This window comes from Tolypothrix sp. FACHB-123, assembly GCF_014697075.1.
GTDB lineage: Bacteria > Cyanobacteriota > Cyanobacteriia > Cyanobacteriales > Nostocaceae > Aulosira.
Window position 1 is genome coordinate 23705 of sequence record NZ_JACJRE010000011.1, and the last position, 24772, is coordinate 48476.

Genomic DNA, 24772 nt, shown 5'->3' on the forward strand with positions numbered 1-24772 from the left:
ATCCTAAATATATTAGATGCAGGCTGATTTAATTAATAAAAGATAAACTTAGCTCAAGACTGTAATCGCCGTTACCTAATAAATTGCCAAGCTTGTTATTTGGATTCGTTTTATATTTTATTTGAGAATGCTCGCTGCTTTAACTATTAAACTTGTTACCAATACTTATTAAGTAATAATTAACCCGCTCTCATCAATTGTAAGGATTTCAGCCAACAATGGCAGTTTTATAAAGGATAAATAATTAAAAAAATAACCAATTTGTTGAGGTGTGAGAAAATAATAAAATCACGACATTCTCAATATTTAGGAATAAAGCAATTTTTCAACTCTGTTAGATGAGCGCTCTTAGGGACTTCCAACTAAAAAAATATGCCATCACTGTGTAGGCAGGGGGCAGGGGAAAAAAATAGTTGTGTTGAGTCCAGACATTGGAATTATGTACAGCAGATTGCCAGTTGATGAGGTACAGATTATCGTTGATTGTAGGGGCACTGGCACTGCCATGCCCCGAAGTGTGTACCTCATTTACCTGAAATATACTGTATTGTTTGGAGTTCCCTTAAATAAGCTAAATAATACCAATTCAAATAATGTTTGCGATACATCAATATATTCTAGAGGGCAAGGCATTGCCTTGCCCCTACAATCTGTCGCATTCTTTTTTCAAATTGGTATAACTTATCTTAATTGAGCTAGGACTTACGTAAGTTACAAAAAATCAAAATCTTTTCTCTGTATTCAGTGACTTTCTATGCGTAAGTCCTAACTTGTTACAAATGCTCAAACACCGAATTAAATTTAAACCGTGCTACGAATTACTTCGCTAATAGTTTTACCAACTAATTTATTATCCCAATAGCTACCATGCGCTTCGCCACCCCATAATAATGGTAGTAGTTTCTGTCTAAAAGGCATGTTAAATACATTGCCTTTATCGGTGATGACATCTTTTATATCTACATAGTCCTTGCTGCTGGCTAAAAGCATGGGCTTGAGTCCTTCTAAGGGGTAAGCAATGGGATCGCCGGGATGAGCAAAATTGCACCAAGCTAGGGGTTTTTGTCGCAAGTTATATAAGTTGGCTAACAGGGTGCTGAGTTCGGGTGTGAGATCGTGAGTACTAACGCCGTTAACGTTACCGCTAATATTCAGTAGGCTAAATAATGCCAATGGCGAACCCATTGTATGAACACTAGCGATGGGAATTCCGCTTTGAGGATTGGGATCTAAACCAAAAAGAATGTTACGCAGTGCTTTGACGCTGTTTCGCACCGACTCATCTAGAATGGGATCTTCCCAACGACGCGCGAAGAGAATGTCAAATAAGATAACTGTACCCCAACTATGGGTAATGAGATGTAAGCGATCGCTTGTTTGCACATTTGTCAGTTGACTTAAAGCTTGCTGTTGAAATCTTTGCACTACCTGTGTACCTACATGGCGACTCAAGTAAAGTGCTGCATCCCCGACAAATTCAAGTATTTGTTCTGTGCGAAAATCTTTAAACCAAAATTCATTCCACTTGGAAGAAGCTTCTATTCTGGTGACTAATTCCTGTTGTGCGGGTAAATTTAAATCTCCCCAGAAAAAGAAAATTGGCTTAATCGTCCGCGACTTATCGGTAATTGACTCCTGAATGCCCTTCACTAAAAGCCGGCATAATTCTTCAAATACCTTTTGATCGTAAACTTTAACACCATGAACAAACAAAATGTAATCGGTAGGCATTTTATTTAGTCCTCACAACGACTTTATATAGAATCCAACTTGTGAGCTAAAAAATGCGGACGCGATCGCAAAATATCACAAAATGGGCATGGGGCATTGGGCATTGATAATTTTCCTGCTTCTTTTCTCAGCTAATGCGCATCTAAATCCCATAAGAACCGTCAACCGTCAACCGTCAACAACCCTCACAATAGATTGTGCAACTTAAAAGCAGATTAGCCTATCCCAATCCTTCGGCATAATAGGCAAGGTAAACTGTTGAAACTGGCTGTTTTGCAAAAGAATGTCCTATGCCGAATTTTTTATTAGAAGTTGGTACAGAAGAACTACCCGCAGGCTTTCTCGGTGGGGCGTTGGCACAATGGCGATCGCTAATTCCCCAAAGTCTGTCTACAAATAGCCTCACTAGCGATGCGGTGGAAGTTTACGGTACTCCCCGACGATTGGCGGTATTAATCAAAGATTTACCTTCCCAGCAACCAGACAGGGAAGAGGAAATTAAAGGCCCTCCCGCCCAAGCTGCTTTTAAAGATGGACAACCCACACCCGCAGCTTTGGGTTTTGCGAAAAAGCAAGGTGTGGAAATCGCGGCGCTGCAAATTCGCCCTACAGATAAAGGGGATTTTGTCTTTGTCAACAAAAGTATTCCTGGTCGTCCGGTAGCGGAAATCTTAACAGAACTGGTTCCCCAATGGATTTTGGGGTTAGAAGGTAAGCGATTAATGCGCTGGGGTGATGGGGATGTGCGATTTTCGCGCCCGATTCGCTGGCTGGTGGCGTTGTTGGATGCGGCGGTATTGCCGATTGAATTGGTGAATGCTTCTAAGGTGGTGAAGAGCGATCGCATTTCTCGGGGTCATCGTGTCTTACATCCGGAAACGGTCACAATTTCCCAAGCTACAGATTATGTTACCACGCTTCGCTTGGCTTCTGTGGTAGTTAATGCCGAGGAACGCGCGAAAACAATTCAAGAACAAGTGCAAGTATCAGCCGCTAATTTAAGTGGAACTACGGAAATTTACCCGGATTTATTAGCAGAAGTTACAAATTTAGTCGAGTATCCCTCAACAGTTGTGGGTAACTTTGAAGCCGAATTTTTGAACTTACCTACTGAGGTGATTACCACTGTCATGGTAAGTCACCAGCGTTATTTCCCGGTTTTCCAGGATGAAAAGCAGCAAGCATTATTACCTAACTTCATCACAATTTCTAACGGCGATCCCGGCAAAGCCGATATTATTGCGGTAGGTAATGAAAGGGTAATCAGAGCGAGACTGGCAGATGGGCAATTTTTCTACAAAACTGATTTAGCCAAGCCCTTAGAAAGCTTTTTACCACAGTTAGAAAAAGTCACTTTTCAAGAAGATTTAGGTTCCCTACGCCTGAAGGTAGAACGCATCGTTAAAATCGCCGCCCAAATCGCCAGCCAGCTACAATTACCAGAAAATCAAAGCCAGCATATCCAAAGAGCCGCCTTGCTCTGTAAAGCTGACCTAGTAACCCAAATGGTCTATGAATTCCCCGAATTACAGGGAGTAATGGGCGAACAGTATGCTTTAGCTAGTGGAGAAACGCCAGAAGTTGCCAAAGCGATTTTTGAGCATTATTTACCCAGGGGAGCCGATGATATTTTACCTGCAACTCTTACCGGGCAAATTGTCGGTTTAGCCGATAGATTAGATACTTTAGTCAGTATTTTTGGCTTAGGTTTAATTCCTAGCGGTTCCTCCGATCCCTTTGCTTTACGGCGGGCAGCAAATGCGGTAATTAATATTACCTGGTCGGCAAATTTAGGGATTAATTTAGCTGATTTACTAGAGCAAATCACCGCAGATTTTGTTGCCAAATATAACAAAGATAAAACTCAATTAATCGCCAATCTGCGAGAATTTTTCTTACAGCGTATCCGTACCTTATTGCAAGAAGAAAAACAGATTGATTACGACTTAGTCAATGCAGTTTTAGGCGAGAATGACCCCGAATATACCGAACGGGCGCTACAGGATTTATTAGATGTACGCGATCGCGCCTTATACCTGCAACAAATTCGTCGTGATGGTACTTTAGATACCATCTATGAAACTGTTAACCGTTCCACACGTTTAGCAGCACAAGGCGATTTAGATACAGAACAATTAGACCCCACAACCTTAGTGCGTGAGGAACTCTTTCAAAAGTCTTCCGAAGCAGCTTTTTACAAAGCCTTAGTCGAATTAGTGCCGCAAACACAAGCCGCCGAGCGATCGCGCAATTATCAACTGTTAGTCACCGCGTTAGGGAAAATTGCTCCTACTGTGAGTAGCTTTTTTGATGGTGCAGATAGTGTTTTAGTGATGGATTCCGATCCAGCGATTAAGCGCAATCGGTTAAATTTGTTAGGACTTCTTCGCAATCACGCCCGTGTTTTAGCTGACTTTGGTGCGATCGTCAAAAATTTGTAGCCAAAATGTACAAAAACTAGGTGTAATTTTTGCTCAGAAACGCTACCATTATTAATGCTTAACCAGGGAACGGTGCTATACACAATCTATGCCTAGAGCCTCTATCATTGGATTAGGAAAATCCGGGATTGCTGCGGCGAGATTGTTGCAAAGGGAAGGCTGGGAGGTGGAGCTAAGCGATCGCAACACCTCCGAAACCCTCCTTAAACAACAACAAGAACTTGCTACAGAAAACATCACAGTAAAACTAGGGCATTCCCTAGAATTAAATGATGTCGATTTACCGCAATTAATAGTTGTTAGTCCTGGTGTCCCCTGGGATATTCCGGTATTAATCAAAGCCAGAGAATTAAGTATTGAAACTATTGGGGAAATGGAACTGGCTTGGCGATATTTGCAAACTAAACCTTGGGTAGGTATTACTGGTACAAATGGGAAAACTACCACCACAGCTTTAATCGCCGCCATTTTTCAAGCTGCTGGCTTAGATGCGCCTGCCTGCGGTAACATTGGCTACGCTGCTTGTGAAGTAGCTTTAGCAGAAAAATTACCAGATTGGGTGATTGGCGAAATTAGCAGTTATCAAATTGAATCTTCCATTACCCTAGCGCCCCGCATTGGCGTCTGGACAACATTCACCCCAGATCACCTCAGCCGTCACAAAACTTTAGAAAATTACTACAACATCAAAGCCAAACTATTGCAGAATTCGCAATTGCAAGTATTTAATGGCGATGATGCCTACTTAAACAAAGTCGGCTTAAGTCAATGGCCTGATGCCTATTGGACAAGCGTTAAAGGTAAAGAACACCTCATCAGCGATAAAGGCTTTTATATAGAAGATGGCTGGGTATACGAGAAATTAACCGCCACCGCCACACCCCAACCAATTGTAGAAGTCTCAGCTTTGCGGATGGTAGGAGAACATAACCAGCAAAATCTCCTCATGGCTGTTGCAACTGCGCGGTTAGGAGGAATCGAAATTGAGGCAATTTCTCGCGCTATTCGTGAATTTCCTGGCGTTCCCCATCGCTTAGAACATATCTGCACTTGGGAAGGAATTGATTTTATTAACGACAGCAAAGCCACCAACTACGACGCCGCAGAAGTGGGTTTAGCATCTGTGCAAAGTCCCGCAATTTTGATTGCTGGTGGTGAAGCCAAAGCCGGCGATGATACAGGCTGGTTAGCCAAAATCCAAGCCCAAGCCGCCGCCGTATTATTAATAGGTAACGCCGCCCCAGCCTTTGCTCAAAGGTTGCAAGAGGTGGGTTATGATAATTACGAAATTGTCGAAACAATGGAAAATGCCGTCCCCAAATCGGCAGAATTAGCGCAGAAATATCAAGCTTCGGTAGTTTTACTCTCTCCCGCTTGTGCTAGTTTTGACCAATATCCCAACTTTGAAGTACGCGGCGAACATTTCCGTCAGCTTTGTTTAGATTGGGTAGTTAATCGTTAGAGCCGGGTGAACTTGCCCCGACAATTTGGTATAAATTATCATTTTGTATCGTGTGAAAATGCGATCGCCTAGAGAATCAATCCATCCCACCGCCTAACAATACAATTGTAGGGGCATGGCAATGCCATGCCCCCATCCGCATCCATAATGAACGCGAAATACCCTATATCTGGCATCACAACGCAAAAATTGCCTAATTATTACCTAAAATTGCCTAGACTTGTCGTAAACATCGCATCCACAAACAATATCATCCCACCGCCCGACAATATGATTGTAGGGGCATGGCAATGCCATGCCCCCCATCCGCATCCATAATGAACGCGAAATACCCTATATTTGGCATCACAACGCAAAAACTGCCTAATTATTCCCTGAAATTGGGTAGATTTGTCGTCAACATTGCATCCGCAAACAATATCATTCCATCACATACATAATTGACACCAAATACCCTGTATCTGGTATCACAATGCGAAATTGCCTAATTATTGCCTGAAATTGGGTAGACGCGGGGGGCATGGCATTGCCATGCCCCTACATCCATAATTGACGCGAAATACCCTATATCTGGCATCACAACGCAAAAATTGCCTAATTATTACCTGAAATTGCGTAGATTTGTCGTAAACATCGCATCCGCAAACAATATCATCCCACCGCCCGCATCCATAATTAACGCGCAATACCCTGTATCTGACATCACAACGCAAAAATTACATAAGTACTCGCCCACCAAAGATATATATGAAAAAAGCGAGGAAAAACACCCATGAGCAGACAATATATTTTGCATTTGTTGCCAAAACTGAAACCAGCCTCAGCCAATATTCACCCAAGCTTTAAACTAAATCCCATCTAGCTCAGTATATATTCTGAAAAGAACTTAATAATCCCAATTATCCCCAATCCAGACACAGATTCACACCCAAACGCCTGGATAACTTGTCTACCTCCCGATTACAAATACGGTAGGGGCGGGTTTACAGATATCCTTGCTGATTAACGATGATCCGAATAAACCCGCCCCTACAAATTACGAATGACAAATGACAAATGACAAATTATGCTTAAGCTTTACACTTTAACCTGCTTGCTGAGTGTGGTTTTATTATCCGAGTCAGTGGGAGCAAACGCCACATTTAAACAGACGCAAATAGCCCAACAGCCAGCCACAATACAGCAAGATGCAAACCGCGACGCAGCACAAAAAGCCTTTGATGAAGGGATGGCACTTTACGAACAAGGTACAGCAGAATCACGGAGACAGGCGATAGAAAAATGGCAACAAGCGCTGATATTGTGGCGTAAAGCCGGGGATAAAAAAGGGGAAGCTGTTACATTTCTTGGGATTGGCAGAGTTTACGACGATTTAGGGGAAAAGCAGAAGGCATTGGAATATTACAACAATGCACTCCCACTGTGGCGGGCGGTGGGCAACAGGGGTGGGGAAGCTACTACCTTAAATAATATCGGGGGAGTTTACTCCGCATTAGGGGAACAGCAGAAAGCATTGGAATTTTACAACAATGCACTCCCACTGATTCGGGCAGTGGGCGACAGGGGTGGGGAAGCTACTACCTTGGTTAGTATTGGCGCAGTTTACAACGCATTAGGGGAACAGCAGAAAGCATTGGAATATTACAACAATGCACTCCCACTGATTCGGGCGGTGGGCGACAGGGGTGGGGAAGCTATCACCCTCAATAATATCGGCGCAGTTTACAACGCATTAGGGGAAAACCAGAAAGCATTGGAATATTACAACAATGCACTCCCACTGATTCGGGCGGTGGGCGACAGGGGTGGGGAAGCTATCACCCTCAATAATATCGGCGCAGTTTACAACGCATTAGGGGAAAACCAGAAAGCATTGGAATATTACAACAATGCACTCCCACTGATTCGGGCGGTGGGCGACAGGGGTGGGGAAGCTATCACCCTCAATAATATCGGCGCAGTTTACAACGAATTAGGGGAAAGCCAGAAAGCATTGGAATATTACAACAATGCACTCCCTCTGAGGCGGGCGGTGGGCGACAGGGGTGGGGAAGCTTCTACCCTGAATAATATCGGGGGAGTTTACAACGAATTAGGGGAAAGCCAGAAAGCATTGGAATATTACAACAATGCACTCCCACTGATTCGGGCGGTGGGCGACAGGGGTGGGGAAGCTTCTACTTTGAATAATCTCGGGCTAGTTTACTCCGCATTAGGGGAAAACCAGAAAGCATTGGAATTTTATAACAATGCACTCCCACTGTGGCGGGCGGTGGGCGACAGGGGTGGGGAAGCTACTACTTTGAATAATATCGGGCTAGTTTACTCCGCATTAGGGGAAAACCAGAAAGCATTGGAATTTTATAACAATGCACTCCCACTGCTGCGTGCAGTGGGCGACAGGGGTAACGAAGCTAATCTCCTTGGTAATATCGCCTACGTAGAACGCAGTCGCGGAAATCTCCAAGCAGCCCGCACCAACGTAGAAGCCGCTATCAAAATTATCGAACAATTACGCACCAAAATTGACAGCAAAGATCTTCGCACATCTTACTTCGCCACCCAGCAAGGTGTTTACAAATTCTACATCGACTTGCTGATGGAACTGCACAAAAAATCCCCATCACAAGGATACGCTGCATTAGCTCTACACTACAGCGAACGCTCCCGCGCCCGCAGCCTCATCGAATTATTAAACGAAGCCAACGCCAAAATTCTCAAAGGCGCAAACCCAGAATTATTAGCACAAGAACAAGATTTACGTCAGCAAATTGATGCTAAAGATACCCTGCGCATAAATTTACAAAGTTCAGCCAATAAAAACGATCCCATCACCAAAGCAGCAATTCAAAAACTGACTACAGAAATAGAAAATCTCCTCAACCAATACCAAGAAATCCAAGCAAAAATTCGTACTTCTAACCCAGCATACGCGAAGTTAAAAAACCCAGATCCAGACAAAGACATTCTCAAATTACCGCAAATTCAACAACAACTAGATCAAGACACCTTACTTTTACAATATTCCTTAGGAGAAGAGCGCAGCTTTTTGTGGGTGGTAAGTTCAAATTCCCTCGATACTTACGAACTTCCTAAACAACAAGATATCGAAAAAAGCGCCATCAATTTATTTTGTTTAATTAGTCAAAACAGTTCTAAACCACCTTCTGCAACTGATAACGAAAATCCTTGCACTAATCTCAAAACGCCGCAGATTAATGTCGCTGCTAAAGAACTCACGCAATTAATTCTCTCACCCGCAAAAGATAAACTCGGTAAAAAACGCTTAGTGATTGTCGCTGATGGTGCTTTACAATATATTCCCTTTGCAGCGTTGACTGATTTAAATGCTCCCCAAAGTTCCACACCGCCTAAAGCCGAACCAGAAAAACCAAAGGAAGTTGAATGTTCTAATGCTGGTGGTATTCGTATTTGTTCGCAAGTTAAACCGCAGAATTGGAATTATCAACCGCTAGTAGTCAACCATGAAATTGTTAGTCTACCTTCGGCATCAAGCATAGCCTTTCAACGTCAACAACTCGCTAACCGTCAACCTGCATCTAAAGCTTTAGCTATCCTCGCAGACCCAGTATACAGCGTTGACGATCCGCGATTAAAAGCCACATCAACAAAATCAACAAAATCAGACAAATCTCAATCAAATTTAGAATTAGAACTCGAACGTTCCGCCTTAGAACGTTCCGCTAGAAGTTTAAACCGCAATGGTTGGCAAAGGCTCGTCAATACCGCCACGGAAGCTAAGGAAATTTTAAAATTCATCCCAGCCGGAAGCAGTTTAGAAGCTTTAAATTTTGATGCTAACTACAATTGGGCAACAAGTAAAGCTTTAAATCAATTCCGTATTTTACATTTTGCTACTCACGGTTTTGTCAATCAAGACCAACCAGCCTTATCAGGCATTGTACTGTCTTTAGTTAATCAACAAGGTCAAGCCATTAGCGGTTACTTGCGGTTAGCAGATTTGTTTAACCAAGATTACCCCGCAGAGTTGATTGTCTTGAGTGCTTGCGAAACTGGGTTAGGTAAAAATATTAATGGTGAGGGATTAGTAGGCTTGACACGGGGCTTAATGTATGCAGGTGCGGCAAGGGTAGCGGTATCGCTGTGGCAAGTTAGCGATCGCGGTACGTCAATATTAATGCAGGAGTTTTATAAGCAGATGTTACAGCAAAATAAAAAACCTGCGGAAGCCTTACGTGCAGCACAGTTGAAGTTATGGCAAGAGGGGAGAAGTCCCTATGAATGGGCGGCGTTTACGTTGCAGGGGGAATGGCGGTAGCGCCTCGACTCCGCTCGGCGACTGGGGGACAAGGGGGACAAATGAAAATTGTACAGACAAGGGTTCATCGCGTCTCTAACAAATGACAATTGACACAACTTCTACCCCCTGAGTAGGTAGGAGCGATCGCAATTTTTTGGTAAATCGAATAATATACTCAACCAAAAATAAATTATCTGGCAGCCTCTTTGTAGTCCACAATTTTAATAGACCACAAAGGCAAGAAGAACTCATAAGCTAATACGCATCTAAATTGCATAACTACAAATAAGGACAATCAACCATCAACCGTCAACCATCAACAGCCCTCACAATGGATTGTGCAACTTAAAAGCAGATTAGCTTAAAGCCAACTTTTGCAATCAAAGCAAGCGTATGTAATGGCTAAACCAATGGTTTCCCGAAAAAAACTCCGCAAACGGTTCATGCGCTGGTTGTTGGAAGAAAACAGAAGACAGAAGCCAGGGCCCTACCGCAAGGAAGAACCACATCATCAGCATCCCTGGTGGCAAGTTATGTGCTTGACTGGTGTGGATTATTTTTCGACTCTGGGCTATCAACCAGGAATTGCGGCATTAGCAGCAGGTGCGCTTTCGCCTATAGCAACGCTGGTTTTAGTTTTGCTGACATTGTTTGGGGCTTTGCCTATCTACCGCCGCATTGCTGGCAAAAGCCCGCATGGTGAAGGCTCAATTGCCATCCTGGAACACTTGCTGTCTTGGTGGCAAGGTAAAATTCTCGTGCTGTGTTTACTCGGTTTTGTCGCTACAGACTTTATTATCACCATTACCCTATCGGCTGCTGATGCTACAGCCCATATTATTGAAAATCCCCTAACACCACATATACTGCACAGTCAGGCGATCGCTATTACGTTAGTGTTAATTGCATTATTAGGGGCAGTTTTTCTTCGGGGTTTCCAAGAAGCAATTGGTATTGCAGTATTTTTGGTAGCCGCTTATCTGCTATTAAATTTAATTGTGATTGGCGTTGGTGGATATCAAATTCTCATTAATCCTAGCGCGATCGCTAATTGGCAAACTGCACTATTCGCCCAAAATTCTAACCCCTTATTAATGCTCGGTGCTGCTATGTTGTTATTCCCTCGTCTAGCACTGGGATTATCCGGCTTTGAAACTGGGGTAACTGTCATGCCCCTTGTCCAAGGTAGCAGCAGCGATACTCCAGAATACCCCAGAGGACGGATTCGCAATACGCGCAAGTTACTGACATCTGCGGCTTTAATTATGAGCTTCTTTTTGCTCACCAGCAGCTTGATTACTACTGTACTTATTCCGGCCGCAGAATTTGCTTCTGGTGGTAAAGCCAACGGTAGGGCTTTGGCTTACCTAGCACATCAGTATTTAGGTAACAGCTTTGGCACAATTTACGATTTAAGTACAATTTCCATTCTCTGGTTTGCCGGAGCCTCAGCAATGGCAGGATTGCTGAATATCGTACCGCGTTACTTGCCCCGCTATGGCATGGCTCCCGATTGGGCGAGAGTCGCCCGACCTTTAGTCCTAGTCTATATAGCGATCGCTTTTATTGTCACAATTATCTTTCGGGCAAATGTCGAAGCCCAAGGTGGAGCTTACGCCACTGGCGTACTAGTGTTAATTACCTCCGCTGCCTTTGCTGTTACCTTATCACTCCGTCGTCAGGGATTGCAAAGAGGAACTTTTATTTCTGCAATTATCACTTTAGTATTTATATATACTACTGTTGTCAATATAATTGAAAGACCAGAAGGGATTAGAATTGCTGGTTTCTTCATCGGTACTATCATTATTACTTCCCTAATTTCTCGTGTCTGGCGTTCCACAGAACTGCGTGTAGAGCAGATTGAAATCGACGATCGCGCCCGCGAATTTATTGCCGAAGAAAGCCAAGGCGCAATCAGGATTATAGCCAATCGCTTGAATGCAGGCGACGTAGCAGAATATGAGGCGAAAGAAAAAGAGGTACGGGAAGATAACCATATTCCTGCCCCAGATCCCGTCCTGTTTTTGGAAATTATGATATCTGATGCCTCGGAATTTACGGATATAATTAAAGTTAAAGGTATCCAAGTAGGCGATTATCGCATCCTTCGTGCGGAGAGTGCAGCCGTACCAAATGCGATCGCGGCTTTACTGCTGCATATTCGCGATCAAACAGGTAAAATTCCCCATGCTTACTTCGGCTGGGCTGAAGGAAACCCCATACAATACTTACTGCGGTTCATTTTGTTTGGCGAAGGTGATATTGCTGTAGTCACCAGAGAAGTATTGCGTCGCGCGGAAAAGAATCCGCATAAGCGTCCTGGGGTGCATGTGGGAGGATAAGTAGAAAATTCAAAATTCGCGCATTAAGAAATTCTATTGTCTATTGACTATGACCTTATGACTTCTATTTTGCCAAAAACCCTGACTTTCGGGGATTTTATCGCCCATTACCAAGAAAATCCTCGTTATGAACTGGTAGACGGAGAAATAATTGATATGGAACCTACAGGCCCTCATGAAACAGTGAGTGGTAAACTGGCAACACAAATAGGGATACACCTAGTTGCAGAAAAACTTCCTTGGTTTATTCCCCGCACTTGTTTAATTTACCCCTTTGCAGATGCAGCTACAGTCCGTCGTCCTGATATCGTAGTTCTCGATGAAACTGTTCTCGCTCGCGAACCTCTCTGGGAACGAGAACCTGTAATTACATTAGGACGATCGATTAAATTGGTGGTAGAAGTAGTTAGCACCAACTGGGAAACTGACTATGCACGCAAAGTTGAAGAATATGCACTTTTAGGGATTCCTGAGTATTGGATTATAGATTATCGCGGATTGGGTGGTATAGCATTTATTGGTAAACCTAAACAACCTACTTTTACAGTTTGTCAATTGGTTGAAGATACATATACTCAACAACAATATAGGCTAAATCAACCAATTAATTCACCGCTTTTACCAGGGTTTCATATTCGCTTAGATGATATTCTTCCTCGTTAATCTAAAATCCAAAATCTAAAATCCAAAATTGACATGACTCATCACATTTTAAAAGCCACCAAAGATACAGTTCATCTTGGTGGTTTTTCTCATGCATTAACACCAGTATTAACTGTTGATTCGGGTGACACAATCGAGGTAGAAACTTATAGCGGGTATTATGTCTACGACAAAGCCCCACCTGAGTTTATGACACCGGAATTTCTCGATATCTGCCAAAATTTACCGCCAGAACGAAAAATTGCTGGCGGGCCGCATTTACTCACAGGGCCTATTTATGTGCGAGATGCCAAACCAGGTGATGTTTTAGAAGTAGAATTAAATGCGATCGCACCCAGTTTACCTGTAGGCTTTAATGCCATTCGTACAGGATGGGGCGCTTTACCACAAAAATTTAATCAACCAGCCTTAAGATTTATTTCCCTCGATTTAGAAAATAACATCGCTGAATTTCCCCAAGGAACTGGGATTAAAATTCCCCTTAAACCATTTTTTGGTATTCTTGGTGTTGCTACCCCAGAAACATCGCGAAATTCTATTCCGCCAGGAGCTTACGGCGGTAATATCGATAATCGAGAACTACAACCAGGCTCGCGCATATTTTTACCGATTTTTGTTCCTGGTGCATTATTTTCGATTGGTGATGGACATGCAGCCCAAGGAGATGGAGAAGTTAATGTCACTGCCATTGAAACTTCCATGAATGGTACAATCAAGCTCAAAGTTCGTCAAGGCTGGAATTTAACCACACCAATTGCCGAAACTCCTACCGATATCATCACAATGGGCTTTGGTGAAACTTTAGATGCAGCTTTAGAATTAGCCCTGAAAAATATGATTGAATTTCTGGAAGGTTTCGCTGATTTATCACCAGAGGATGCATATGTGCTATGTAGTTTAGCAGTCAATTTTCGGATTACTCAAGTTGTCAACAGTCCGCAAAAAGGAGTGCATGGTATGCTTCCTAAATCAATTTTTTCCCAGAATATCAGTTTGTAATTTCACATCTCAAGACTATTAATTATGTCTAATATTCTCATTCAATTGTTGATCATCGGGTTAGTCGCTGGTGTCGCTGGCGGAATGTTTGGTATTGGTGGCGGAGCAATTATGGTACCGGCAATGGTATTAATAATGGGTATGGATCAAAAGTTTGCTACAGGTACTTCAATTGCTGCCCAAATATTACCAATTGGTATTTTAGGAGCAGCAGTTTACTATCGCAATGGTCAACTCAATATTAAATATGCGGTAATTATTGCGGCTGGTTTAGTAGTGGGTAATTTATTTGGGGCATTATTTGCCAATCAGCCTTTTATTAGTAGTGAAACCATGAAAAAGCTCTATGGCATTTTCTTACTAGTTTTAGGTGCGCGCTATTTAATTGGTCGCTAATTCACACTCCCCGGTCTCAAGACACGGGGATTCTAAATTTAGAGACCAATGACCACTAACTAACCTATATGATATCGACTCTTACCAAATGATTTCGCCTGATACATTGCTGCATCTGCTTTGCGTAACAACTCCTCAGGTGATTTTTCTGTGTTGGAAATCATTGATATGCCAATGCTCGCTGAACAAGAAATTATCTGACCATTCACTAACAGCGGCTGTTTGAGTGCAGTAATTACTTGATTAGCTATGCGGGTAGCATAACGAAAATTCTGCACATCCTCTAGGAGAACTACAAATTCATCACCACCAAAGCGGGCAATAAAATCTCCCCATCTGAGTATAGCTTTGAGTCTTTGACTAATTTTAATCAGTAATTGATCTCCCGCAGCGTGACCGAAATTGTCATTAATTGCTTTAAATCCATCTAAATCTAAAAAAAGTATATAAGAACAAGAATCAGGATGATATTGCTGACAGGCGATCGCATAATCCAATTGCTGCATAAAGTATGCTCTGTTGGGTAACCCTGTGAGCGGATCGTGCATTGCAATTCGGCGTAAATCTTCTTCAATTTGTTTACGATCCGTAATATCACGAACAACATTCAGTAAATAAGTTTTACCGAACCATTCTAAAAGCTTTACAGATAACAAACCTATCCGTTTTTCACCAGATTTTAAACAAAATTCAATTTCTAAATTTTGCAGAGAATCTTGTGTTTTCAACTTTTTTTGAATTTGGGCGTAATTGGCAATAGTTAACCCCATATCTAAGACTGTAATTGGTGAGCCAATTACGTTTTCTCGGCTGTAACCAGTAATATCTAAAAATGCTTGATTAATTTCTACGCAATAGCCTTTTCCTAAAGTAGTTAATAAAATCAAGTCAGGATAAGCATTAAAAATATTGACAAAGTTTTCTTGATAATTAGTTGCTATCAAGTTATGTCTTTCTGATGTAAATATACCAGCTTTACAACTAATTTCTGTAAACTTCATAATTTAAATATATGGTATTATATAAATATCGATAATTTTATTAATACCTATAAGATTGAATATTAGTTATTTGAGAAATTCTCTTAATCGAAGTTTTACAGAAACATAGGAATTGGATTAAGCTGAGTTTCTTGTGTTGCTGCTGTTAACCATCCCAAGTTGATCGGTACTTGATACAAGCGACCAGGAGCAAACTGTGCCCAAAAGTGACGCAGTCCAGGAACAACAACTTTCACTACAGACATGCCAATATCTGAGCGTGTTTGCTCTAGAACCAAGATTTCCAGTCCATGTTTACTAGCTAAATTCACACAAGCGATCGCATCTTGTTGCAAGTCATGACTGTGATAAGGAGAATAATCTGCGTACATTTTCGACGTAGCATTGACATCAGGAACTAAGTAGGGTTGGTTTGCTAATGTGGCAGTTTGACACCAATGCTGTATATCTTGACGGCTGAATTTAGCACAAGTATGAGGATTTCCACCATTGGACAGAAATACCATCTGATTCATCTCGGTAACAGCACGTAATAGAGCAACTTTGGCATCAAAGTGACTGCCAAATCCAAATAAAATGTCTTCTGGTTGCTGATTGTAGCGGCGGGAAATTGCCGCAAAGGTGGGAATATTTAAATCTGTAGTTAGGTCTAATACCCAAAAATCACGACCGATCAATTTATAGTATGTTGTTAATTTATCCAGGTAAGGGTCATCAAAACTATCAAGATTAACCCCAGGTCTACATAGACGGTTATACCACCAAATAGCTACTGCATCCCGCTCAACTAATTCCATAAAGCCTTGGAGGATAGCTTCTTCTTTACAAGTTCCTGCGGCTGTCCCATTTGTATCTGCATAACAAAAGCAGTGATTTTCTCTTAGAGGATAGCCATAGTAACAATAGGCTGTTGGTAGATACTTAAATTTTTGTGCGGTGAGTGACCAAATAGGCGACCATTCAATTTCTTGGGTTTCATCAAATGGATCGGGTATCCATTGAATGAGATGGTGTTGCTGATTCCAAGTTTGGCGATCGCGGTACTGATTGGCGCTATAGTGCATACATGCATAGGGATGAATCGCCTGTTCTTGAAGATGGGTGTAGGTAGCTTTTACCCTTGGTTCTTCTCCCGTATAGGTTCCGCAATACCGCTCAATTGCTTCTCCCAAGGCGCTCATTTTCGCCTGGGCGGCTGTTTTTCCCTTACCAAAGCTTTGCTGGCGTAAATCCCCTAACTTTTTACCTTTGTACGGTAAACTGTGGTCAACAACATAGGCATGAATCAGCTCGTTTATTTGGAAAGGTTGAAATAAACTTCTGACTATGCCAGTCACGGGACTAATATGATGTTGGTACTTTTGAAAAGCTTGCTCGCTTAAACAGCTGCGATACCCGCCATCATCACTTAATTGCTTTGGCTGGCTATTCAGTACCAATGCTTGAGGTTGCTGTTGCTGATAGGCTCCTTCGCCACAACAATAGCATTGAGGCCGATGCACTAAAGTATGGCGTTGGAGATTGAGATTGATTAAATCAAAAGTTAATAATGTTCCTTCTAGGAGATGGTTTTCTGGATGACTTAACCATTTGGCAATTTCCGTGGCTGTCAAATTGAGCGCAGTTTGTACAGTTGAAGGTAAAGCAGCGCGGGAAACTGGAAACGGGTTGAGGGTTTGCTTTTGCTCTTGGACAAAAGATTCAACCTCACGATTCATTCTTAAACGCTGTGCTAGACATTCCCAACAACCTGTAGTACCAGGTCGAAAAATGGGGCCAATCCAAATGACACTTCCGACTGGTTTGACTAATAGCCAAGAACGCTGTTGTTGTAATGCTTCGTGGTTAAATTTTGCCAAATCTGGTTGGAGATAGTCATCTGTGAGGACTACAGCCAATTTGCCACTATCTGCAATGGGAATGTTGAGGGATTCTAAAATGTCAGTTAATGGCTGTGATGTCACTCTACCAAAGGTAGCGATCGCAACTTTAGTTGCTGTTAGAGCTTGAGTAACCAATTGAGGATCGCGATTGAGTAGTCCCCAAAAAGCTGATTCCGCAGGTGGTAGGTTATCGGCGTTGGTGATATAACCTTTACGTTGTAACTGTTCTAAAGCATAGTGAATCTCATCACCCGTAGCTTGTCCTTGCAGTTGTTGAATTATTTCCTCTACAGTGGATAGTCCATTAAGTAGGGGCGCTAGGAGGCAGTATAAACGGCCATTCAGGACAAAATGCCCTTTTTCACTTAAAAGAAATACAGTTCTGGGAGGAGATAATTCAACATGAAAATGCTCTAGGAACTTCGGCTGAATGAGCATAATTTTGCCTAAAGGTGGTTTTGCGAAAAAGAGCTTATTGCAGTTTTAAGAGGATTTGCTTTGCATTTCGCTAATTTGTTGACGCAGGCTATTGATTTCTAAATCTTGTGCTTGCAATTTTTGGTAAAGTGCTTGTATTGCCGCCAAAGCTACACCATTGGCATCTACAGCATTAATAAAGCGATCGCTCTCGCCGCAGTTAAAAGTTGCAGCAAAGTCTTGAGCCATCGGGCCTATATGACGAATTGTTTCATCCTGGTGTTTATACTTCCAGCTAGTAATGGGTAAATTAGCAATTCCTTGGAGAATGGCTTGGACATCAACCTCAGCGACGGCTTCTTTAACATAGCGATCGCTCAAGAAACGACGCGAACCATCTGGATCTAAAGACATGTTAGGGTTATCCTCTAACCCATGAGCAATGAGAATGCCGATGTTGGTGATAATTTCTTGTCCCCCTGGATTAATGTAGCCAGTACCACCAACACAACTTGCTAACTCATCATCCGATAATTCTTCAATTAAGCTGGCTGTGGGTACCAGTTCAAGTTCTTGGTTATTAGTGTACATAAGTGTTCTCAAGATTTTGGGCAATGGGATTTGTAAAATAACTGAACCCATCAGTTGTTAGTTAGATGCATTTTTCCCTAACTTGGATAAATTGACACAGATTTCCCAAAGAACTATGGTGATGGAGCAATAAATCAAGCGTGCTATGGATTTAAAATTGGATAAGTACTGGCATCATAGCTATAACTTGAGTTTATTTAGTAATTACTTGTTGCTGTAACTGAAGTAACTGTATTTGCAGTTCTCTAATTTGGGAATCTTTTTGCTGTATCAGTTGATAAAGTGCTTGTATGGCAGCTAAAGCTACACCGTTAGCATCTACAGCATTAATAAAGCGATCGCTTTCACCACAGTTGAATGTTGCGGCAAAGTCTTGAGCCATTGGGCCTATATGACGAATTGTTTCATCTTGGTTTTTATACTTCCATGTAGTAATTGGTAAATCTACAATTCCCTTGAGGATATCGTGGACATCAACCTCAGCTACTGCTTCTTTGACATTGCGATCGCTCAAGAAGCGCCTGGAGCCATTAGGGTCGTAAGTTACTCCTAGATCTAGAGCTAGATCGAGAATGTTGATACATGTATTTACATAGGTATATCCCAATAATTTCGATTCAACTAGTGGGACTGTTAGCAATGCTTGTTCGCCAACCGTAACCTCAAGATCGCAGCCACCCACACAAGCAGCTAATTCTTCATCGTGCAGATCTGCAATTAGACTTTCTGTATTTGTTAAGTTCTCAGGATTTAGCGGCATACATTAAACCTATTTATTTATGAACTCATTTGTCACAACTAAGCAAATTAATCTCTCTGGTAGACTGGAAAGAATATATTTAACTAGTTGTGATTGCTATCAGCAGCCAGTTATGCACTTTTACTGATATTTTGTTGCCTGTATTGGATAAAATCCAACCCAGTACGATTGTTATTTAATCATATTGTTGGCAGAAATTGCCTCGATGTAAATTCTCAATTTTGAAATCAACTTTAAACAAAGCATAGTAATAGTAATGCAAAGGTAATTCTCCGACTTTATCTAATCTTCAAAATCAACTTAATGAAAATCGGTGTATTAAAAATATAATCAGACAGATTACCTATAAAAACAATAAAATTACCAGATTTAAATTGATATCATAGACTGATTTTAGGGAGTAATATCTTTAAAATAAATTCATTTTGACAATTTTCCCTGTATTTTAAATCCGTAAGAATACGGTGATATTAATTTCCTAACTTTATTCAATCTCTAAAAATTTAATTTTTCAGGTAGATGCTGAAGGTGAAGTTGTTATTTGCCTAATTTGAATGACAAGTAACCGGGGTGAATCCAGAACGATGAAGTGAGTTTGCTGGTGCTTGTACTGTTAAAACTAACTCTCCTTGAGGAGTAAATACCAGTCCTTGAGCTTCGATAATTTCATCAGATTTAGGCATTGGTATACTGGCAGAAGTATTACTCTCAAGAGTGCGATCGCTACTAGTCTGAATTGGAACTGTTTGGATATCTTGCAAAGTAGTGTCACCAACCAAAGCTACCTCTGGCTGTGGTGGTAAACCACCCCGTCCGATGACAGTTAAGCGGCTGGATGTTTCTGGATTATTTTGTCTACAGCCTTGAGTAATTAATGTCGAAGCATCATTAGGCTGTACTGCTAAAAAAGTAATTCCCTTGCTGGGATCGACAGCTAAAGTTTTAATTTCTACTGTTCCGTTTAAACCAAACTGAGAACTAGCTGTAATATCACTATTAACAGTCAGTTTAGGACGAAACTCTATACCAAATATGCCTTGAGTTGTAATTTGTACATTCCCACCTTGCCCTGCAATTGCATTTGCTGTAATATCGCTATTTTCCGCACCAACTAATAAACGGGAATTAAGATGAATATCACCACCATTACCTTTACCACCTGTGGCATCAGTGGTAATTTTGCTGCCATTACGCATTAATAAAATATCTTGAATAAGTAATGTAATATTACCTCCTTCACCAGATTTAGTTGTGGCTTGAATTCCTCCTGAATCTGGTTGCGGGTTTCCTCTATTATCCAGAACTATTGAATTAGCTTGAATATTAATGTTGCCACCCTTACCTAAGCCTTCATTATCAACACTTAACCTAGCACCTTCTCGGACTAATAACTTATTGGTGAAAATTTCTAAATTCCCGGCTTGATTATTATTTTGCTGATCTAAAACGCTGGCAGATAAACTACTAAATGTTGGTATTAATCTGCTAGTATCTAAAGGATTTTCTCTAAGAGGGCCTTGCCCTAATAATTGAATAGAGTCAGTGGCATTAATTGTTAATACCCCTCCCTGACCAAAACCAAGAGTTTCAACAGCAATATTGCCTCCTGCTTCCACTGTTAATTGCCTAGTATTAATTGTGATATTACCTGCATCACCAGTAGTATCTGGATTTGTCCCGCTGAAAACACCACCGGGAATTCGATAAATTGGTGATATACCTTTAACATTGACAGAATCTATAGCATTAATAATTATGTTGCCACTATTTCCATCTGCCGTAGTCCCAGCAAAGATTTGTGCCCCATCATTAATAATTAAGTTCTTTGTATTAATTATTAAATCTCCACCTTGTCCATTACCTTCTTGAACTGCGGTAAACAAACCACTGCTTAAAGAATCAGAAGCTGTGACTCCGATTAATTCCACACTTTTAGTTGCATTAATTGTTAAGGTTCCACCACTGGCATCTGAGAAGGTTGCAGCGGATATTTGTGCTCCATGATGCACCCATAATCGCTTGGTATTGAGGGTTAAATTTCCACCAGCACCCGTACCGTAAGTATCTGTTAATAACCCAGTAAATAAAAAGAATTGTTCTGAATCAACACCACTTAATTCAATTGCTTCTTTAGTATTAATAGTTAAATCTCCTCCTTTCCCTGCGGAACCAGGTAAAGCGGCGGTAGATATGCGAGATTCACCTTTAACCTGAAGATTGCTAGTATTGATTGTGATGCCTAAGCTATCGCCACTACCACTATTGGTAGCAAATAATCCATCGGCAAAAAGCCCGGTTTTTCTGTTGCTTGATACGATAATTGAATCTGAAGCATTTAATCTTAAATTTGCGCCAGAGATATCACCTAATGTCTCTGCTTTTATCCAGGAATTTTCAATTGTTAGCTGTTTTCCTGTGAGTTGAATACTCCCGCCACCATCACCACTGGTTGTAACCAAAGAATTATCTGTGATTGATATATTAGCTCTAGCAAAATTTGCTGGGAAATTGAATTGTGACTGACTCCTAATTAAGGAAATTCCTACTGTACCTGCATCGGCTATTCCCCCTAGTTCAATATGTCCGCTAGCGGCAGTTAATTGAGCATTATTAATATTAACATCACCTCCAATTAAGGCTAGGGTTTGATTGATTGGGACTGTCAAATTAGCTGTTTGTACTTGGATAGGTTTTGATTTTCTAGTAAATTGTAATCCTATAGGAACATTGATGCTTAATAAAGGGGTAGTTTTATCTAAAGATGTATGGAACTCTTTACCATCTGCAAATTGCAAACTATTAGCAGTAGTTGCAAAAAATGAGCCGCCAATATTTAATTGGGCATTAGGGCCAAAGATAATTCCATTGGGATTAATTAAGAATAAATTGGCAGAACCAAGAGTATGAATTTTGCCATTGATATAGGATGGCAGCAGTCCTGTGACTCGACTGATAATATTTTGAATAACCGAAGCATGGCTAAAATTGGCAGAACCACCATTGGGAACAGAGAATTGGCTAAAGCTATGAAACAGATTACCGCCTGCTTGAGTACCACCTGTAATTGAGAAATTTACACCATCATCAGAGGTAACGCTTGTGGGGAGACTACCATCTGGAGCGATCGCCTGAGGGTAACTAGGTTGAGTATATATCAGATGTGTAGTCGCAAATAGTCCAGCAATAGTGAGAATAGAGGGCAAATTCATATGATTCCGATTACCCCATTTTGGCGATTCGTCTTTATTTGAGTATTCCCGCAATCGCTGTCAGGATTACTTTTCAGTAAATCTGACTTCCCTGAACTCTGCTGAAATTAATCCACATAATTATGCCCAAAATGCGATCGCACTTTGGGCATAATAGATAAACTTTAATTTACTAACAATTTATCCTTGGCTGGCGTTACTAGAGGGTGGCATAATGACTTTTTTAGCTAACCCTAAAGTTTTCAGCGCTTGGATACTCCACCAAGTAATATCGATTTCCCACCAAGCAAATCCTGATTTGGCTACATGAGGGTAAGTATGATGGTTGTTGTGCCATCCTTCGCCATAAGTTACCAAGGATACCCACCAAAGATTGCGCGAATCATCTGTATGATCGAAGGTACGATAGCCCCATTTGTGAGTTGCTGAGTTGACAAACCAAGTGGAGTGCCATAATAAGACGGCGCGGACAAACATCCCATAGATTACGAAAGACCAACCGCCTAAAGCATATAACAACACACCCAAGGGTATTTGCAATAGCAGGAAGTAGCGATCTAACCAACGGTAATATGGTTGACGGGCTAAATCTGGGGCATATTTTTGATAAACTTCCGCATCAAAAAATTCTGCACGGGGGTAAAAAATCCATAACATGTGACTCCACCAAAACCCTTTTGTGGCAGAGTAAGGATCTAAGTTGATATCTTCAGTATGGGCGTGATGCTGACGATGTCCACCTACCCAGAAAATCGGCCCGCCTTGTAATGCTAAAGCGCCAATTGTAGCGATCGCATATTCTAACCACTTCGGTACTTGGAAACTCCGATGGCTCAACAGTCGGTGATATCCCAAACAAATCCCAATGCTTCCGAATAACCAGTGCAAAAACAGCAGTAAACCTAATGCTGACCAAGAGAAAAACCAAGGAGCTAAGAGCGCTAACAGATGAACTGTACCAAAAAACAATACGTTCGTCCAACTGAGCTTTGACGTTCCTTGTTCAGGGGTAAACGTCAGAGATTTTGCAGTCATAAAAATTCCTGTTGATGATTAATTAAGCGATCTGCTTTTTGCGGATGTACTCTTGCATTGGTGACAAGGGAATTACCCGTTCTGTATAAAGTGGTTACAGTAAAGTAGAGCAAGTATCACTTACATTTGTATCTTAACAACTTCCTTCCTTATATGCAAGCGTTACTTGCATTATTGATTTTTATGGCATCTCCCACCCATTCAGCTCGTCAACGTCTGATTCAAGCAGCGCTGGAACTATTTACGGCGCAAGGAGTCAGCAGTACTACGACTCGCCAAATTGCCGAAAGAGCAGAAGTGAACGAAGTCACATTATTTCGCCACTTTGGCAATAAACATGGACTGCTGTTAGCTGTTTTGGAAGAATCTGCGGCTTTTAAAAATTTAGGAGAATCCTTGGTACGTCGCGCCAGCCCCCCAGGTAGCGTTTATCAAGCTCTCAAAGATTATGCAAGTGATAGCTTGCTTGCACTAGAGCGAGTACCAGAGTTTGTCAGATCTGTAGTTGGTGAAGCGGATCAATACCCTGCGGAAAACCGCCGTGCTTTGGGAAGGGGTTTAACCGAAGCTAACCGCTATGTTGCTCAATACTTAGCTACGGTAATTCAGCAAGGACATTTAAATACCTATCTACCGGCAGAAAAATTAGCCAGTTTGCTGAATGGGATGCTGTTAGGCTACGCCGTTATTGAATTTACGAGTGAATTCCACGAACTCTGGGAAGATAGAGATGATTTTTTAGAGAACTTGGTGGAATTGTTTTTACGTGGTGCGATGTCACCTTCACCAGAATTAGCAATTAATCATGCTGTAGAACATGATGTCAGCATAGAGGTGGCTGATTTACCTGCGGCTTTAGTCCACGAAATTTTGCGCAAAGCTAGGAGATTAGGACTACAAGATTCTGCTTTGGCTTATATATTATTTGCTGCTGGCTTATTCCCTACAGAAATAGTTAACTTACAGCGATCGCATCAAGTCTACGACGATCAAGGGCATTTTTTGCAAATTACCACTCCTGGTTTAGCCCGCCAAGTGCCTGTAAATCAATGGATTTTAGGGAAACAGTATGGCTCTTATACAAACAATCCCCTAACTAAATGGCTGAAAAGTCGTAAAGATAATCAAACGGCGATGTTTCTCAACAGTGTAGGCGAAGAAATTTCCGAGTCAGAAATTAACAGTCGTTGGGAAATCTGGACTGAAGGAATGTTAACACCCCAAGGACAACCACCAGCGATCGCCCAAGCACAACACACCTGGCGCGTAGAAATGTTAATGCGCGGAATCACCTTAGAGAACTTAAGCATCCTCACTGGTTGCGATCGCACTCAATTACAACCCTACGCCCGCAGATCCAAAGAAAAAGCCGCATTAGAGCAAGCTACCCGGTTGGATCATAAACCGAATTGAGGAGGCAGTGGTTCGGCTTCGCTCACCACCCGGTAGGAGGTAGAAAGAAGTAGAGGAAGACAAGGGAAGGGAGACAAGGGTGACAACTGACAACTGACTATTGACTAATGACCCTTGACCATTGACGATAGTTCATTAATTTAT

Annotated in this window: 15 protein-coding genes; 8 read left to right on the plus strand and 7 right to left on the minus strand. The window is 41.6% G+C overall.

Going from position 1 to position 24772, the window contains the following annotated elements; genetic code table 11:
- Positions 1–801 precede the first annotated feature (801 nt).
- Positions 802–1731 carry a hypothetical protein gene (locus H6G41_RS10025; protein WP_190746018.1) on the minus strand — a complete coding sequence of 310 codons (930 nt, stop codon included), beginning with the start codon at positions 1729–1731 and terminating at the stop codon, positions 802–804.
- 290 nt (positions 1732–2021) lie between these two features.
- Between H6G41_RS10025 and glyS the strand changes: the two genes are divergently transcribed.
- From glyS to H6G41_RS10060, 7 genes are all read left to right on the plus strand, one after another.
- Entirely contained in the window at positions 2022–4172 is a 2151-nt protein-coding gene (gene glyS, locus H6G41_RS10030; RefSeq protein ID WP_190746020.1) for a glycine--tRNA ligase subunit beta, read from the plus strand.
- A gap of 88 nt (positions 4173–4260) precedes the next feature.
- Positions 4261–5634 carry a UDP-N-acetylmuramoyl-L-alanine--D-glutamate ligase gene (murD, locus tag H6G41_RS10035; protein WP_190746022.1) on the plus strand — a complete coding sequence of 458 codons (1374 nt, stop codon included), beginning with the start codon at positions 4261–4263 and terminating at the stop codon, positions 5632–5634.
- Between the two features lie 1066 nt (positions 5635–6700).
- Entirely contained in the window at positions 6701–9934 is a 3234-nt protein-coding gene (locus tag H6G41_RS10040; protein WP_190746024.1) for a CHAT domain-containing tetratricopeptide repeat protein, read from the plus strand.
- Between the two features lie 380 nt (positions 9935–10314).
- Positions 10315–12261, plus strand: a complete 1947-nt coding sequence (locus tag H6G41_RS10045; protein ID WP_190746026.1) for an APC family permease — start codon at positions 10315–10317, stop codon at positions 12259–12261.
- A 57-nt stretch (positions 12262–12318) separates the two neighbouring features.
- On the plus strand, positions 12319–12924 hold the full coding sequence (locus H6G41_RS10050; protein ID WP_190746028.1) for a Uma2 family endonuclease: 606 nt from the start codon (positions 12319–12321) through the stop codon (positions 12922–12924).
- 33 nt (positions 12925–12957) lie between these two features.
- The gene (locus tag H6G41_RS10055; protein ID WP_190746030.1) at positions 12958–13923 is read left to right on the plus strand and encodes an acetamidase/formamidase family protein; all 966 of its coding nucleotides are present in this window, start codon (positions 12958–12960) and stop codon (positions 13921–13923) included.
- Between the two features lie 24 nt (positions 13924–13947).
- The gene (locus tag H6G41_RS10060; protein WP_190746033.1) at positions 13948–14319 is read left to right on the plus strand and encodes a sulfite exporter TauE/SafE family protein; all 372 of its coding nucleotides are present in this window, start codon (positions 13948–13950) and stop codon (positions 14317–14319) included.
- Between the two features lie 59 nt (positions 14320–14378).
- Here H6G41_RS10060 and H6G41_RS10065 read toward each other — a convergent pair whose 3' ends face one another.
- From H6G41_RS10065 to H6G41_RS10090, 6 genes are all read right to left on the minus strand, one after another.
- Positions 14379–15320, minus strand: a complete 942-nt coding sequence (locus H6G41_RS10065) for a sensor domain-containing diguanylate cyclase (protein ID WP_190746035.1) — start codon at positions 15318–15320, stop codon at positions 14379–14381.
- A 95-nt stretch (positions 15321–15415) separates the two neighbouring features.
- Positions 15416–17641: a TOMM precursor leader peptide-binding protein gene (locus tag H6G41_RS10070; RefSeq protein WP_190746037.1), complete on the minus strand. Its 2226-nt coding sequence runs from the start codon at positions 17639–17641 to the stop codon at positions 15416–15418.
- A gap of 45 nt (positions 17642–17686) precedes the next feature.
- Positions 17687–18211, minus strand: a complete 525-nt coding sequence (locus tag H6G41_RS10075; RefSeq protein ID WP_190746039.1) for a tail fiber domain-containing protein — start codon at positions 18209–18211, stop codon at positions 17687–17689.
- Between the two features lie 193 nt (positions 18212–18404).
- A complete protein-coding gene (locus tag H6G41_RS10080; RefSeq protein ID WP_190746041.1) occupies positions 18405–18971 on the minus strand; it encodes a tail fiber domain-containing protein in 567 nt (188 codons plus the stop codon).
- 545 nt (positions 18972–19516) lie between these two features.
- Positions 19517–22180 (minus strand): filamentous hemagglutinin N-terminal domain-containing protein, encoded by a 2664-nt coding sequence (locus tag H6G41_RS10085; protein ID WP_190746042.1) that lies wholly within the window; start codon positions 22178–22180, stop codon positions 19517–19519.
- Positions 22181–22360: 180 nt separating this feature from the next.
- Positions 22361–23215, minus strand: a complete 855-nt coding sequence (locus H6G41_RS10090) for a fatty acid desaturase (RefSeq protein ID WP_190746044.1) — start codon at positions 23213–23215, stop codon at positions 22361–22363.
- 153 nt (positions 23216–23368) lie between these two features.
- On the opposite strand from H6G41_RS10090, the gene H6G41_RS10095 reads away from it, so the two are divergent.
- Entirely contained in the window at positions 23369–24628 is a 1260-nt protein-coding gene (locus H6G41_RS10095; RefSeq protein ID WP_374939418.1) for a TetR/AcrR family transcriptional regulator, read from the plus strand.
- Positions 24629–24772: the final 144 nt, after the last annotated feature.

Bases quoted from the DNA above. Each gene is read 5' to 3' on its own strand.
- H6G41_RS10085 (WP_190746042.1), bottom strand. From the start codon at position 22,180: ATGAATTTGCCCTCTATTCTCACTATTGCTGGACTATTTGCGACTACA.
- H6G41_RS10060 (WP_190746033.1), top strand. From the start codon at position 13,948: ATGTCTAATATTCTCATTCAATTGTTGATCATCGGGTTAGTCGCTGGT.
- H6G41_RS10070 (WP_190746037.1), bottom strand. From the start codon at position 17,641: ATGCTCATTCAGCCGAAGTTCCTAGAGCATTTTCATGTTGAATTATCT.
- murD (WP_190746022.1), top strand. From the start codon at position 4,261: ATGCCTAGAGCCTCTATCATTGGATTAGGAAAATCCGGGATTGCTGCG.
- H6G41_RS10075 (WP_190746039.1), bottom strand. From the start codon at position 18,211: ATGTACACTAATAACCAAGAACTTGAACTGGTACCCACAGCCAGCTTA.
- glyS (WP_190746020.1), top strand. From the start codon at position 2,022: ATGCCGAATTTTTTATTAGAAGTTGGTACAGAAGAACTACCCGCAGGC.
- H6G41_RS10050 (WP_190746028.1), top strand. From the start codon at position 12,319: ATGACTTCTATTTTGCCAAAAACCCTGACTTTCGGGGATTTTATCGCC.
- H6G41_RS10045 (WP_190746026.1), top strand. From the start codon at position 10,315: ATGGCTAAACCAATGGTTTCCCGAAAAAAACTCCGCAAACGGTTCATG.
- H6G41_RS10065 (WP_190746035.1), bottom strand. From the start codon at position 15,320: ATGAAGTTTACAGAAATTAGTTGTAAAGCTGGTATATTTACATCAGAA.
- H6G41_RS10095 (WP_374939418.1), top strand. From the start codon at position 23,369: ATGCAAGCGTTACTTGCATTATTGATTTTTATGGCATCTCCCACCCAT.
- H6G41_RS10090 (WP_190746044.1), bottom strand. From the start codon at position 23,215: ATGACTGCAAAATCTCTGACGTTTACCCCTGAACAAGGAACGTCAAAG.
- H6G41_RS10025 (WP_190746018.1), bottom strand. From the start codon at position 1,731: ATGCCTACCGATTACATTTTGTTTGTTCATGGTGTTAAAGTTTACGAT.
- H6G41_RS10040 (WP_190746024.1), top strand. From the start codon at position 6,701: ATGCTTAAGCTTTACACTTTAACCTGCTTGCTGAGTGTGGTTTTATTA.
- H6G41_RS10055 (WP_190746030.1), top strand. From the start codon at position 12,958: ATGACTCATCACATTTTAAAAGCCACCAAAGATACAGTTCATCTTGGT.
- H6G41_RS10080 (WP_190746041.1), bottom strand. From the start codon at position 18,971: ATGCCGCTAAATCCTGAGAACTTAACAAATACAGAAAGTCTAATTGCA.